11 protein-coding genes are annotated in these 13,772 nt (G+C 70.9%); 3 read left to right on the top strand and 8 right to left on the bottom strand.

All coding sequences use genetic code 11. From position 1 onward, the window contains the following. Positions 1-276: 276 nt before the first annotated feature. The gene (locus tag ABZU75_RS03875) at positions 277-1,836 is read right to left on the bottom strand and encodes an alkaline phosphatase D family protein (protein ID WP_355549192.1); all 1,560 of its coding nucleotides are present in this window, start codon (positions 1,834-1,836) and stop codon (positions 277-279) included. Between the two features lie 258 nt (positions 1,837-2,094). Between ABZU75_RS03875 and ABZU75_RS03870 the strand changes: the two genes are divergently transcribed. Next, entirely contained in the window at positions 2,095-3,381 is a 1,287-nt protein-coding gene (locus ABZU75_RS03870; RefSeq protein WP_355549190.1) for a Glu/Leu/Phe/Val dehydrogenase, read from the top strand. Positions 3,382-3,401: 20 nt separating this feature from the next. Here the strand turns inward: ABZU75_RS03870 and ABZU75_RS03865 are convergent, their stop codons facing one another. The 3 genes from ABZU75_RS03865 to ABZU75_RS03855 all read right to left on the bottom strand — a co-directional run bounded on the left by ABZU75_RS03865 (position 3,402) and on the right by ABZU75_RS03855 (position 5,680). Beyond that, positions 3,402-4,292 (bottom strand): Gfo/Idh/MocA family oxidoreductase, encoded by an 891-nt coding sequence (locus ABZU75_RS03865; protein WP_355549188.1) that lies wholly within the window; start codon positions 4,290-4,292, stop codon positions 3,402-3,404. Between the two features lie 85 nt (positions 4,293-4,377). Then, positions 4,378-5,322, bottom strand: a complete 945-nt coding sequence (locus tag ABZU75_RS03860) for an NAD-dependent epimerase/dehydratase family protein (RefSeq protein WP_355549186.1) — start codon at positions 5,320-5,322, stop codon at positions 4,378-4,380. 13 nt (positions 5,323-5,335) lie between these two features. Beyond that, a complete protein-coding gene (locus ABZU75_RS03855) occupies positions 5,336-5,680 on the bottom strand; it encodes a YrdB family protein (protein ID WP_355549184.1) in 345 nt (114 codons plus the stop codon). Between the two features lie 113 nt (positions 5,681-5,793). On the opposite strand from ABZU75_RS03855, the gene ABZU75_RS03850 reads away from it, so the two are divergent. Next, complete coding sequence (locus ABZU75_RS03850; protein ID WP_355549182.1) at positions 5,794-6,492, top strand: TetR/AcrR family transcriptional regulator; 699 nt, start codon at positions 5,794-5,796, stop codon at positions 6,490-6,492. Positions 6,493-6,604: 112 nt separating this feature from the next. After that, positions 6,605-8,806, top strand: a complete 2,202-nt coding sequence (locus tag ABZU75_RS03845) for a DUF262 domain-containing protein (RefSeq protein ID WP_355549180.1) — start codon at positions 6,605-6,607, stop codon at positions 8,804-8,806. A gap of 149 nt (positions 8,807-8,955) precedes the next feature. Here the strand turns inward: ABZU75_RS03845 and ABZU75_RS03840 are convergent, their stop codons facing one another. The 4 genes from ABZU75_RS03840 to ABZU75_RS03825 form a co-directional block, all read right to left on the bottom strand. Then, on the bottom strand, positions 8,956-10,251 hold the full coding sequence (locus ABZU75_RS03840) for an FAD-binding protein (RefSeq protein ID WP_355549178.1): 1,296 nt from the start codon (positions 10,249-10,251) through the stop codon (positions 8,956-8,958). A 257-nt stretch (positions 10,252-10,508) separates the two neighbouring features. After that, positions 10,509-10,823, bottom strand: coding sequence for an SSI family serine proteinase inhibitor (locus ABZU75_RS03835; protein WP_355549176.1), 315 nt, complete (start codon positions 10,821-10,823; stop codon positions 10,509-10,511). 698 nt (positions 10,824-11,521) lie between these two features. Continuing rightward, positions 11,522-12,025: a MarR family transcriptional regulator gene (locus tag ABZU75_RS03830; RefSeq protein WP_355549173.1), complete on the bottom strand. Its 504-nt coding sequence runs from the start codon at positions 12,023-12,025 to the stop codon at positions 11,522-11,524. 13 nt (positions 12,026-12,038) lie between these two features. Then, complete coding sequence (locus ABZU75_RS03825) at positions 12,039-13,733, bottom strand: FUSC family protein (RefSeq protein ID WP_355549171.1); 1,695 nt, start codon at positions 13,731-13,733, stop codon at positions 12,039-12,041. Positions 13,734-13,772: the final 39 nt, after the last annotated feature.

The raw sequence follows: 13,772 nt of genomic DNA, 5'->3' as shown, positions 1-13,772 counted from the left end.
CCCACCCCGTGGCTCCCCCCCCCCCCAACCGGCCGCCCGCCCCCCCCCCCTCCCCCGGCCCTCCAGTTGCCCCGCCCCCCCTCCCCCCCGGCCGGGGACCAGGGGACGGCTCCTACGAGGCTGGTGTTTTTCACGCGAAGTAATCTTGGCCCCTCCGCCAAGCCGTCAAGAACGGTGAGGATCGGGAGCACACACTCCACTTGGAGGCCGAATCTGCATGCTCTGTGGGTGCGGCGCTCCACCATGATCGCTAAGCGGCCGTTTAACACCAGCCTCCTAGATCCCCTTCAGCTCCACCGTGGTGATCTCCGAGACGTCGATTCCGGTGGCGGTGTCCCAGCGGACCGAGGTGGGGGCGGTGTCCAGGGACAGCACCGCCACCGCGTTGGAGAACCACGGGCCGTTGGTGATCCGCCACCTGAAGGGCGCCTTGGGGATCTTGGCCAGGCGGGAGAGCGAGCGTCCGATCAGGCTGGCGACACCGAACTGGGCGACGATGTTGGCCAGGCGGAGCGTGCGGCTCAGCGGGTTGCGGATCGGCGAGCAGACCAGCTGGTAGATGGGAAGCCCGTGCGCCTTCGAGACATAGGAGTAGTGCACGTCTCCGGAGAGTATGATCACCGGCCTGCCCAGCCCGGCCAGCAGCCTGAACAGGTCCTCGAAGGAGCGCCGGAAGGCCGCCCAGTGCTCCAGGTCCAGCCCCTGGCGCAGCGCCTCCGACCAGCGGGCCACCCTGGCGCCCCAGGCCCCCTGCGCCAGCGCCTCGTTCCAGTTCTGGATGTGGTGGATGCCCGCGGGAAGCAGGAACGGCACCGAGGAGCCGATCACGTAGCGCTTCGCGCCGTCCCGCTGGAGCTGCTCGGTGAGCCACTCCCACTCCACCGGGTCGATCATGCGCCGGTCTTTCGGGGTGAGCCGGCGGGAGCAACGGGAGTCCAGCATGATCAGGCGGGTGTCGCCGAGGTCGCGGGCGTAGCTCCACCGGCTGTCGGCGGGTACGTCGTAGGCGTGCTCGGCGAACGCGTCGAGCACCTCCCCGCCGTCCCCCTCGGCCGCGCACACCTTGCTGAGCAGTTCGTCGGCGGCGCGCTCCGCCGGCGACAGGTTGCCCAGATGCTGGTAGACCCAGTAGGCGCCGATCCCGGAGATCACCCGGTGCCGCCACCACGGGACGTGCTCCATCTGCTCACGCCAGGTGCTGGAGGTGTTGAAATCGTCGCGCAGGTCGTGGTCATCGAAGATCATCGCGGTGGGCACCGTGGAGAGGATCCAGCGGATCTCCGGGTCGGCCCACGCCAGGCGGTACAGCTCGGCGTACTCCTCGAAGTCGGCGATCTCCTTCTTCGGCTCGCTGTCCCTGCGGTTTCCGATGAACTCCAGCATCTCGGCGGAGGGCTCGTCGGCGTAGACCTGGTCGCCGAGGAGCAGCAACAGGTCGGGCCAGCGGTCCTCGGGCGCCTCCATCAGGGTGCAGCCGTACGCGCGCAGCATGTCCACCCCGTGGGAGATCGTGTGCAGGGGGTCGTGCGGCACGCTGGTCCGGCAGGAGCCGAACATCACCCGGTCCGGCCCGCCGGGGCCGAGCAGGCGGATGCGACTGGGCGGCTGGTCGGGCAGCGGCCACACGGTCTCGGTGTCCAGGCGCACCTGGTAGGTCCCGCCGCCCGCCACGTCCACGATCGCGTAGTGGTGACCGTGGACCGTGAACGTCCTGGCCTGCGAGCTCGCGCCACCGACCTCGACCGTCACCTCGCACGGCTCGCTCGTCTCCAGCCATACCGACGCGCTCGTCTCGTCGACGTAACGCAACATCGGTCCGACCACAAGTTCCGGCACGTTCATCCCCTCAGTCACCGCACGACGGCAGGAATCCTTTACCGGAGCCCACCAGATCCGTACCTTCCTCCCAGATTGCCCAGAGACGCGGGCAGATAACAACGCACCATCCGGTCGCGGTGGCGCGACCAGGCCTCGGAGCGGTCACGAGAACGAAACACTGCCCGTCCCCGCAGGCAAAAAAGCGCACCTACTCTGATCGTGACCAGCTGCCCCGGGCGGAGCAAAGGCGCCCCGCTCACCGTACGGAGGTTTCCCTTGAGGACGCTCACGGTGCCGTCGACGATGCCGGCCACCACCGCTCCCGTCAGCCCTGGCCGTCAGGCCCTCGACACCGCGCTCTTCCAGCTCGGCCAGGCGGCCGACCGGCTGGACCTGGACGACAGCCTGCGCGCCATGCTCGCCACTCCCCGCCGCTCACTCACCGTGTCGGTTCCGGTCCGCCGCGAGGACGGCCGGATGGACGTCGTGCAGGGTTTCCGGGTGCAGCACAACATCACCCGTGGCCCGGCGAAGGGCGGCATCCGTTTCCACCCCCGCACCGACGTCCACGAGGTCACCGCGCTGGCCATGGGGATGACGTGGAAGTGCGCGCTGGCCGGCATCCCGTACGGGGGCGCCCAGGGCGGCGTCTCGGTGGACCCCGCCTCGCTGAGCACCCGGGAGCTGGAGCGGGTCACCCGCCGCTACGTCAACGAGGTGCTGCCGATCGTCGGCCCCGAGCGGGACGTCCCGGCCCCCGAGGTCGGCGCCGACAGGCGGACCATGGCCTGGATCATGGACACCTACTCGGTGAACGCGGGCTACCCGGTGCCCGGCGTGATGACCGGCGGATCGACCTCCGGCGGCGCGCCGGAGCGGGCGGAGGCCACCTCACGCGGCGTGCGGTTCGCCACGCTCAGGGCCATGTGCGGCTCCCCCGAGGGCCGTACCGTCGCGATCCAGGGCTTCGGCAAGGTCGGCGCCCCCGCCGCGCGCCACCTCGCCGACGCGGGCGCTCTCGTGGTCGCGGTCTCCGACAGCACCGGGGCCGTGGTCAACCGTTCGGGCCTGGACGTCGACGGTCTGCGGGCGTGGTCGAAGGGGACCGGTGGAGTGCGCGGCTACCGCGAGGCGGACTCGCTGTCCCACGACGACCTGCTGGAACTCGATGTGGACGTGCTCGTTCCCGCGGCCCTGGAGGGGGCGATCACCGAGCAGAACGCCCCCCGGATCAGGGCCGGCCTGATCGTGGAGGGGGCCAGCTGCCCCACCACGCCCGGGGCGGACCGCGTCCTCGCCGACGCGGGCATCACGGTGGTCCCCGACATCCTGGCCAACGCGGGCGGTGTGATCGTCTCCTACCTGGAGTGGCTGCAGGAGGCGCAGGCTCGTTCCTGGAGCGCGCGCGAGGTGGACGCGAGGCTTCGCGGCCTCGTGGAGAACGCGTTCGACACGGTCGCGGCGGTCTCGGCCGAGTGCGGGATCACCCTGCGCCAGGCCGCCCACGTGATCGGCGTCGGCCGGGTCGCCGAGGCGCACCGCTCGCGCGGGCTCCGATCCTAAAAGCCGCACCCCGTCACGCGCTACCGGGCCGCGGCGGTGACGATTTCCTCGCAGATCGCATGGGTGGCCAGGGCGTCGGCGGCGTCGACGACGGTGCCGGAGCGGACCGCGTCGAGGAACTCCAGGCAGACCTGCTCGATGCCCCGCTGCCGGGAGACCGGGGTCCAGTCGCCCCGCCTGGTCAGGGTCTCGGCGCCGGCGTGGTCGGTCACATCGGCCATGTTGACCACCCGGCGCTTGGCGCCGCCGCCCATGACCTCCACGCTCTCCTCCGCCAGGCCGCCCACCCTGTTCATGATCCCGAAGGCGGTGAAGCCGTCCCCGGAGAGCTCCAGCGTCACGTGCTCCAGCAGTCCCGCCCTGACCCGGGTGCGGACGACGGTGTGCTCGACCTCGCCCGGCACCAGGAACCTGAGCGTGTCCACGACGTGGATGAAATCGTCGTAGACGACGGCCCGCGGGTTCTCCGGATGGCGCGCACGGTGCTTCTGCATCACCACCAGATCGCGGGGAAGATCGCGCAGAGCGGCGTAGGACGGCGCCCTACGGCGGTTGAAACCGACGAACAGCGACCGCTCGCTCTCCCGCGCCAGCCGCACCAGGCGCTCGGCCTCGGCGAGGGTGTAGGCGATCGGCTTGTCCAGGTAGACGTGGACGCCGGCCCGCAGCAGCGGCTCGACGACCTTCACGTGCGCCTCCGTCGCGACGTGCACGAAGGCCGCCTCGACCCCCGCGCCGAGCACCTCGTCCACCGAGGAGAGCCGGCGTTCGACCCGGTAGGCGTCACCGAGGCGGTCGAGCGTGGCACGGTCGCGGGTGCACAGGTGCAGGTCGAGGCCGGGGGTCGCGCCGAGGACGGGCAAGTAGGCCTTCTGCGCGATGTCCCCGAGGCCGATGACAGCGATCTTCATGCTGAGAGCCTACGACGCGTGCTTTTCCGGCGCGTACGTCGCGCCCCCGCGCCGGCGCACCCGCCGTACGGCGTCCGACCGGTCCCTACGCCGCCGCGGCCAGACGGTCGCGCCACCACGCGATCGTCGCGGCCAGCGCCTCGTCCATCGGGGTCGGCGCGATGCCGAAGGCCTCCTGGAAGTCACCCGAGTCCAGGACGAAGGGTCGGACGAACTGGTAGCGCAGTTCCTCCAGCTCGCCGAGCATCGGGGAGAAGGTCCCGGCGGCGCGCAGCAGCCAGTGCGGCATGGCCTTGACCCCCGGGTCGGGGATTCCGGCGAGCGCGCACAGCCGTGCGGCGACCTCGCGCACCGTCATCGGCTCGTTCGTCGGGATGTGCCAGGCGCGGCCCCAGGCGCGCTCGCCCTCTCCCGCCGCGACCAGGGCCCGCGCGACATCGGGCACGTAGGTCCAGCTGTGCGGCTGTGCGGGGTCGCCGACGACGCGAACGGCCTTGCCCGCCAGCAGCCTGGGGACGAGCCTCTCCCCCAGGTGTGACTGGTCCAGGCAGCCGGGGCCGAAGAAGTCGGATCCGCGTACCTCGGTCACCCGGACCCGGCCCGCCTCGTGCGCGGCCAGGGCCTCCTGCCACAGCCGGACCCGTATCTCGCCCTTGGCGCTGGGCGGGGTCAGCGGGTCGCTCTCCCGCATCGGCCTGGTGGGAGCGGCGTAGACGTAGAGGTTGCCGAGGATGACGTATCCGGCGCCGGTGTCCTCGGCGGCTCCCAGCAGCGACGCGGCGAGCGGCGGCCAGTCCCGCGCCCACCGGTGGTAGGGCGGGTTGACGCAGTTGTAGAGGACGGCGGCGCCCCTGGTCAGGGCGGTCAGCTCCGTGCGGTCGCCCGCGTCGGCGGCGACCCTGCGGATGCCCGGCAGCTCGGGTCCCGAGCCCGAGCGGCTGACCAGGACCACCTCGTGTCCCTGCCCGGCCAGCAACCGGGCGACCTCGGAGCCGACCTGACCGGCTCCCGCGATGACGTGCTTGGCCATGATGGTTCTTCCTTCACTGGTTCCAGAGGAGCCGCAGCGCGGCATTGACGACGAAGAGTGCGGCGAAGGCGATCCCGGGGACGACACGGCCGGCCATGACCAGCGCCGCGGCGCCGCCACCGAACCAGAGCACCTCCAGGACGGCACGGGCGAGACCGGTGAGCGGGATCGTCGCGCCGTTGGCCGCGCCGAAGATCGCCCAGGCCACGACGAACAGCGCGGGGCCGCCGAGGCCGAGGAGCAGCTTCACCGGCCAGTTCGAACCGGTGACGAAACCCCAGTAACCGACCGAGGCCAGCACGCCCAGCTCCAGCAGGAACATGACGAGCAGGTTGGTGTTCTTGGCCAGGGAGATCATGGGAGCTCCTAAGAGATTGCCGTTCCGTTCTGAGAGCAATGCTCTCGTTAAAGAGCGCTGTTCGTCAAGAGCAGTGCTCTCGTTTCTTTCCAGTGCTCTGATATGGTCGGGACATGAGTTCGAGCCTCACCGCACGCGAAAGGGTCAGGGCCGAGCTGACCCGCGAGATCGCCGACGTCGCCCGCAGGCAACTGGCCGTCGACGGCGCGAGCGGCCTGTCCCTGCGCGCGGTCGCCCGCGAGATGGGCATGGCCTCCTCCGCGATCTACCGCTACTTCCCCTCCAAGGACGACCTGCTCACGGTCCTGATCATCGACGGCTACAACGCCCTCGGCGAGGCCGTGGAGAACGCCGACGCGGCCGTCCCGCACACCGACCACGCGGGCAGGTGGATGGCGGTCTGCCACGCCGTACGGGACTGGGCACTGGCCCACCCGCACGAGTACGCCCTGCTGTACGGCTCCCCCGTCCCCGGCTACCAGGCTCCGCAGGACACCGTCCCCGCCGCGATCCGCGACACCGTCGTCTACGGCCGGATCGTCTCCGACGCCCACCGGGCCGGAACCCTGAACCCACCCGGCGACCACCCGCCCGCCCCGCCGTCCTTCCGCGAGGACGCCGCACGCCTGCGCGAGCTGATGCCCGACGTCCCCGACGACGTGATCGTCCGCGGCCTGATCACCTGGACCGGCCTGTTCGGCTGGATCAGCTTCGAGTTGTTCGGCCAGTTCAACAACGCGATCCTGAACCGCGCCGCGGCCTTCGACCACACCATGCGCTGTCAGGCCCGCACCCTCGGCCTGCCCGCCTGACACGTCACGACTTAGCGGCGATCGGTAACGGTTGCCGATTCAACGTGATAAATGAGAAGAATCGGCTTTCGAGTGAGCCGTCCCCCCACAGGCGAGAGGCGCTGCCGACTTCATGGTGGACAGTCCCATTCACGGCGAGGGTGTGACGGTCCGCACCCTCTTCGAGCGGAACTCCTTCGCACTGGACTACTACCAGCGTGAGTACACCTGGACCCGGCACGAGGTCAGCACGCTGATCGACGACCTCAGCCAGCGCTTCCTCAGCCAGTGGAACCCCCTGCACGACCAGGAGGAGGCCGGCCGCTACGCCCCGTACTTCCTGGGCCCCTACGTCTACCACGAGAGCGACGGCCGCACCTTCCTCGTCGACGGCCAGCAGCGCGTCACCACCCTGCACCTCGTGCTCATCTATCTCCGGCAGCTGCTGCTCGACCAGGAGATGTGGATCAACGTCGACGAGCTGGAAGGGCTCACCTACACGGCGCGGCACGGCAGGCGGAGCTTCAAGGTCGGCAGCTCCGAGGAGCTGTCCCGCGCGCAGCTGCTCAACTCCCTGGTCACCGATTGGAACGGTCTCAAGGGGTTCACCCTGCCCGACGACGCGCACATCTCGGTGCGCAACCTGCACGACCGGAGCAGGGAGATCGACGGGGAGTTCCCCGAGGAGTTGCGCGGTGAGGCCCTGGTGCCCTTCGTCCGGTGGCTGCTGGACCGGGTCTGCCTGGTCGGCATCCGGGCCCTCGACCAGGAGAACGGCCGCGAGATCTTCGTGTCGATGAACGACCGGGGGCTCCGGCTGAGCCACGTGGACCTGCTCAAGGGCCATCTCTTCCGGCGGATCGGCGAGCAGCCGCGCGAGGAACTGGGCAGGGAGTGGGCCGACATGCTGGCCCGTCTCACCACCGCGGAGACCGACTCCCCCGAGGCCAACACGCCCAGCGCGTACGTCCGCTCGTTCCTGCTGGCGCAGTACGCGCACCTCGACAAGGACTCCGAGGACGCCGCCGAGATCGGGCGGGCCGTCCACGAGTGGATCCTGCGCAACGACGTCCAGCTGGGCCTCGGCCGCCCGGCGGAGGCCGAGAAGTTCGTGCGGAAGCTCACGGACGTGTCGAAACGCTACTGCGAGCTGCTCCGCGCCTGCCGGGAGTTCACGCCCGCCCTGGCAGCCGTCTACTTCAACGGCTACAACGGCATCGACAACCAGTTCACGCTGCTGCTCTCCGTCGTCTCTCCCGAGGACACCGACGAGGTGTTCGTCCGGAAGACCTCGATGGTCGCCTCATTCCTCGACCTCCTCTACGTGCGCAGGTGCGTCAACAACCTTCCCGTGCAGCGCCGCGACCTCGACGAGGTCATCCACCGGCTGATCCCCGTCCTGCGGATCTGCCGGACCGCCGAGGACGTCGCCACGGTCCTCGGCCGGGAGACCTCCCTGCTCGACCACGACTTCCGCGAGCTGGCCTCCTTCGGGCTGCGGGCCAACAACCGCCGCGTGGTCCGCTACCTGCTCTCCCGGATGACCGCCCACGTCCAGCGCGCCTGCGAGGGAGGGCAGCACGAGTACGCCTTCCTGCGGGGGCGGCGCGACTACGAGATCGAGCACATCTGGGCCAACCGCTTCGAACGGTACCGGGACGCCGTCAAGACCACCGCCGAGTTCTACATCCGGCGCAACCGCCTCGGCGCCCTGCTGCTCCTGCCCAAGTCGGTCAACGCGAGCTTCCGCGACGATCCCTACGACAGGAAGATCGAGCACTACTACGCGGAGAACCGGCTCGCCGCCTCCCTGCACCCCAAGAGCCGCCTGCGCAACACCCCGTTCACCCACTACCTCAGGGACTCGGGGCTGGACAAGGCGTTCCGGCCCTGCCCCAGTTTCGGGGTACGGGAGATCGAACAGCGCCAGCACCTCTACCGGCTGCTCTGCGAGGAGATCTGGAACCCGGCCAGGCTCGGCTTCCGCCTGCCGGTGATCCCGCTCCCGACTCCTGTCGAGTCGCCCACGGCCCGCCGCCACTACGGCGTCGAGGTCGCCGACCTGATCAGGAGCGGCCTGATAGCGCCGAACGCCAAGATCTTCCGTACGGTCAAGGGCGAGGTCCACCACGCCACGATCGAGGAGGACGGAAGGATCAGGCTGGCGGCGACGGACCAGGCGTACCACTCCCTGTCCGCCGCCGGGGCCGCAGCCGCGGGGAGCAAGGCGTGCGCCGGCTGGGACGTCTGGCGCATCGACCGCGACGGCGCGGCGATCCCGCTGAAACGCCTCCGCGAGGAGGCCATCACCCGCGGCCTCGTCTCCAAGAACTGACGAACCGGCCGGAGGGTGAAGCCTCCCTCAAGCGAGGTGCGGTCCGACGTCGACGTTGCCCGGAAGTGCCGTGGAGTAGGGGCAGTGCCGGTGTGCCCGTTCGGCGAGACGACCGGCTGGCCGGGGATCCACCTCCGGCAGGTGGACCGTCACCTCGACACCGATGAGGGAGAATCACCCGCGAAGAGACGATCGTTGACGAACGGGTTGCGGAACTTGCCCGTGGGGTCGAGGTCGGCGGCCAGCCGCCGGAAGTCCGGTAGCCGGTCGTACCGGGACGCCAGGCGCTCAGAGCCCATCAGGAAGAGCTTGCCCCAGTGGGGGCGGGCCTCGAAGGGCTCCAGCAGGTCCTCGATCACGGTGAGCACCCGGCGCACCGCGGGCCAGTCCTTCTTCCAGGTGAAGTGGACCGCGACGACGTCCTGGCGGTAGGAGGGGCTCAGCCACAACTCGTCCGCCGCGACGGTGCGGATCTCCGACACCTGCAGGACGGGGGAGACGACGTCCCTGACCCCGTCCAGCGCGCGGAGCGCGGCCAGGGCGTGGCGGCGCGGGAGCAGATACTCCGACTGGAGCTCCTCCCCGCTGCTCGGGGTGAAGTCCAGGCGAAAGTGCGGCAGCCGGTCGTACCAGGGGCCGGGCACCCCCAGTTGCGCGGTGCAGTTGACGGCGGACAGCCCCGGCAGCGGGTGCCGGTCGGCCGGCGCGGCCGTGGCGTCCAGCCAGCGCGACACCGGCTCCCACGGGCCGGGCTCGCCGTCACGCCGCTTCACCCACACCTGGTCGATCACCGGGCCGTCCCATCCGGTGAACATGCTCACGCTGTACCCGGCCGAGGTGATCTCCTCGAAGTGCTCCTCAAGGCGCGCCCAGGGCAGGTTCTCGTAGACGTGCTGCCGCACCTCGAAGGCCGGGACGACGTCGAGGACGACCCTGGTGACGACTCCCAGCGCGCCGAGCCCGACGACCGCCCCCGCGAAGCGGTCACCGTCCCGCTCCCGGCTGAGGAAGGTGACCTCACCGTCGGCGGTGACCAGTTCGAGGCCGGAGACCGCGGTCGCCAGGTTGCCGTTGGCATCGCCCGAGCCGTGCGTGGCCGTGGCGCAGGCACCGGCGACCGAGATGTGCGGCAGCGAGCCGAGATTGTGCAGCGCGTAGCCCGCACCGTGCAGATAGCGGCTCAGCTCGCCGTAGCGCACCCCGGCGCCGACCGTGACCGTGCCGCGTGCCGGGTCGAGCTCGGGCCCACCCGGCAGATCCTCCAGCGAGACGAGGTCACCGCCGGGACGATCGGCGATCTCGTTGAAGGAGTGCCGGGTGCCGAGTGCCCGGACGGCGTCGCTGCCGGCGACCAGTTCCTGGAGCTGCTCCATGCTGCCGGGGCGGTGGAACCGCGCGGCGCCGTAGGTGATGTTGCCCGCCCAGTTCAGCAGCCGTCCGGTCAAGTCGTGCCCTCTCTACGCCTCGCGCCAGGTCGTGCACGGCGGATGCGCGCCGCACACGGGTGGCCATGCGAGGGCGCGACGACGGCATCACCGCCCCAAGGGTATTTCAGGCTCGTACGGCGGCGGAATGCCCCGCCGCCGTGCAGGCCGATGTTCCGGCGATCGGGCCGCCGTTTCATGACGGGCGGCGGCCCGATCCTCTCCGGGCGCCGGCGGGTGGGCGCGCTCTCCTCTCCCGGCCCCTCGAAGGTCAGGACCTAGAACTCGAAGACCGGACCTGTCGCGGCGTGCATGTCGCACTCGTTGCTGAAGGTCCGCCGGTACTGGATGTACTGGCCGTCCCACGTGCCGGTCGCACTCGCCGTCGTGGGGTCGTACACCCGCGCGCACCCCATCCACGTCGGCCCGACCCGGGCCGGGTCGCCCTGCGCCGGGTAGAGCGCCGCGCACGCGTCCGCCGCGCGCGGGTGCGTCCCGAAGACCGGCGAGCAACTGAGCTGGACGCTACGGGTGCCCAACCTGCCCTCGATGGTCAGTGAGAGATCCCTGCCCAGTGGTACGCCCACCGTCACGGGCCACTGCGGAATCGGGCGCGGCGGCCACGGAGTCGGCCACGGCGGAAGCGGCCATCCGGTCGGCCTTGGCGGGAACGGGCGCGGCGGCCACGGAGTCGGCCACGGTGGAATCGGGGTCGGGCGAGGTGGGATCGGCTGCCCCCACGTACCGGGTGGCCACGGGAGCGGAGGCCGCGGCGGGAACGGAGGTCGCGGGGGTGGGATCATCGACCCGGGCCCCGGAGGCAGCGGCCCCGGCCCCGGAGGCATCGGCGGTCGCGGGGGCAGCATGATCGATCCGGGTCCCGGAGGCATCGGCCGCGGCGGCCACGGAGGCGGATCGGCGATCGGCCGGCCCGCGGCCGGGTCGGGCCCGCGGCCCGGCGGCTGCGGCAGCGCGTCCGCGGCGGCCGTCGTGCCGCTGAGAAGGACGATCCCGGCGGTGGCCAGGCCAAAGATACATCGCATGAATTCCCCCGATGAATACGAATTTCGTACATAGCCGAAAATGTCGCTTTCGGTGTGTTCGGGGGGAGCGAATTACGCCCTGAGCTGGAAAGATGCTATGTCGCTAACGATGGGGCACCTCGGAGCGACTCGCCGTGGAATGCCATGAATTCACCAGTTTGGAAAGGCCTCGGCCGAACCCGCTTCGTACCGCCGGTCGCCACTGCGGAAGCAGGATGCCAGGTGACGGCGCCCGCACCGGCGCACGTTCAGAGCGACCGGACGCCCGGCCGTCCCTCCAGCAGGAGGAGCAGCTCGCCGAGGAGTTCCGCCAGCTCCCGCTGCCGCTCCACGGCCAGGCCGGCCAGCAGCGACGCGTCGTAGTCGACCTGCTCGGGGAGCATCCGGTCGATGAGCGTACGGCCCTGCTCGGTGAGCGAGAGGTGGGACACCCGCCCGTCCCGGTCGTCGGGACGGCGGGCCACCAGTCCGCGCTCCTCCAGGAACCGTAGCCGCTTGGTGACGGCGGCGCCGGAGGCGAAGGTCTCCCTGGTGATCTGGCTGGGGGTGAGCTCCCGATCCAGCCGTCGCAGCGCGCCGAGGATGTCGAACTCGGACCGGGTCAGACCGTGCTCGCGCAGCGGCGCGTCGGCGGCCTGCTGGATCAGCAGGGAACAGCGGTTGAGGCGGCCGATCACGGCCATCGGCGCGGTGTCCAACCCCGGGTGGACGCGCTGCCACTGGCGCATCACCTGCGCGACGATGTCCTCCACGCCCCCGCTTCCCTCACCCGCTGATCGACTTTGAGGCGACTCTATCCCGGGCGGGTCCCCTCAGACGCGCGAGCGTACGGTGGCCCTCCTGCTCGGCCTGGGCGATCTGTTCCGCCGGCAGCACCCGCTGCCACCACTCGCCGGCGGCGACCTCGGCGGCCTCCCGGAGTTCCACCAGGGCGGCGACGAGCAGGCCTCGGGCCCGGGAGATGTCGCCGGGGCCCGCGGAGCCGCTCTCCAGCAGGTGTCCTGCCGCGGCCTGGGTGACGGCCACCCGGTGCAGGGCGGCGTCGATCCGGCCGGCGGTACGGCGGTTGGTCACCAGCAGGCAGCCGAGCAGTCCCGCCGCGACGCCCACGCAGGTGTCCAGCCAGCGGTCGGCGATCAGCTGCCCGGCGGGCTGGTATCCGGAGAACTCGGTCAGCAGAAGGGCCATCGGGGTCACGCACACCGTGCCGAGCCAGTAGTTACGGGTGATCAACGCCTCGGTGCAGAACTGGAGGAGCAGCACCAGCAACACCAGCGCGAGCTGCCCGGCGCGGCTGATCGGCAGCAGCAGGGTGAAGGCGAGCAGTCCGAACACGCTGCCGAGGGCGCGCTGCAGCGCCCGCTGCCAGGACAGCACGGCATTGGCCTGGAAGACGGAGGCGGCCATCACGACCGCCCAGTAGGGGTGACCGACCCCCAGCGCCATCGAGGTCAGCCCGGCCAGAGCGGAGCCGACGGCGACCCTGATCCCGATCGGGAACAGCGCGGAGGCCGGATGGAACGCCCGCAGCACACTCGGCTCGCGGCTCCGGACGGCCCGTTCCATCGCGATGCCGGTCAGCTCGGCGGCCTCGTTCCCGGTGAGGCTCGTGCGGGGCAGCGGCCGGTTCCGGCGCAGGTCGGTGGCCCAGCCCGTCAGCCGGGCGGCCTCGGTGCTGAAACCCGTCGCGAGGGTCTCCTCGGCGTGTACCAGCAGGCGCTCCAGCGCGCCGCGGTTCGGGCTCGCGGGCACCGGCAGGAGAGTGCGCCAGGCGGCGTTCACCGCCGCGGCGGCGTCATGGCGGACCCGGGGTACCGGGGTGATCCGCGCCGGGGTGTCGTCCTGGGGGTCGCGTCGCGAGGGGGCCGCCCGCGGGAGCCGCGCGACCGCCTCCAGCGCGCGGGCGACGGCGATCCGCTGGGGACCCTCGGGCCGGACGAGCGCCGGGGCCATGCAGACCAGCCAGGCAAGGAGGGCGCCCAGTGCGGCGAGCGCCAGGTGGAAGGGCACCTCACTGAGCCGCTGGGGAATGAAGGCACAGGTCGCGGCCATGAAGGTGAAGATCAGGTTCCCGGGCGGGCCGATCCGGGTGGCGTCGCAGACCACCTTGTGCAGGGCGGCCAGCACCGCGGACACGATGATCAGGATCGCGGTGGACCGGGTGAGGCCGGACGTGACGAGCGCCACCCCCACCCCGCCGATCATGCCCAGCGCCACCCAGATCAGGCTGCGCGCCCGCGCCGCGTACGGCAGACCGTGCGCGTACAGGGCGCACATCGCTCCGGCGGAGGTGTAGACCGCCAGATCCAGCCGGCCCATGGCGAGAAGGATCAGGTCGGGGATCGCCAGCGCGATGACCGCGCTGAGCGCGTGCTTGTGCCAGATGTCGCCGAACCGGCCGAGCCGGAACACTCCCCTCAGCGGCAGCCGCCGCGTCCGTCCGCCCGGCTGTTCCTTCATGATCCCCGTTCACATGATTAGCAAGTGTTTTACCTATAA

Origin of the sequence: Streptosporangium sp. NPDC005286 (assembly GCF_040607515.1) — a bacterium.
Classification (GTDB): domain Bacteria; phylum Actinomycetota; class Actinomycetes; order Streptosporangiales; family Streptosporangiaceae; genus Streptosporangium.
This window is presented reverse-complemented; position numbering and strand designations above follow the sequence as displayed.

Coding starts and splice junctions, on each gene's coding strand:
- ABZU75_RS03845 (WP_355549180.1), top strand. CDS start 6,605: ATGGTGGACAGTCCCATTCACGGCGAGGGTGTGACGGTCCGCACCCTC.
- ABZU75_RS03825 (WP_355549171.1), bottom strand. CDS start 13,733: ATGAAGGAACAGCCGGGCGGACGGACGCGGCGGCTGCCGCTGAGGGGA.
- ABZU75_RS03850 (WP_355549182.1), top strand. CDS start 5,794: ATGAGTTCGAGCCTCACCGCACGCGAAAGGGTCAGGGCCGAGCTGACC.
- ABZU75_RS03865 (WP_355549188.1), bottom strand. CDS start 4,292: ATGAAGATCGCTGTCATCGGCCTCGGGGACATCGCGCAGAAGGCCTAC.
- ABZU75_RS03860 (WP_355549186.1), bottom strand. CDS start 5,322: ATGGCCAAGCACGTCATCGCGGGAGCCGGTCAGGTCGGCTCCGAGGTC.
- ABZU75_RS03855 (WP_355549184.1), bottom strand. CDS start 5,680: ATGATCTCCCTGGCCAAGAACACCAACCTGCTCGTCATGTTCCTGCTG.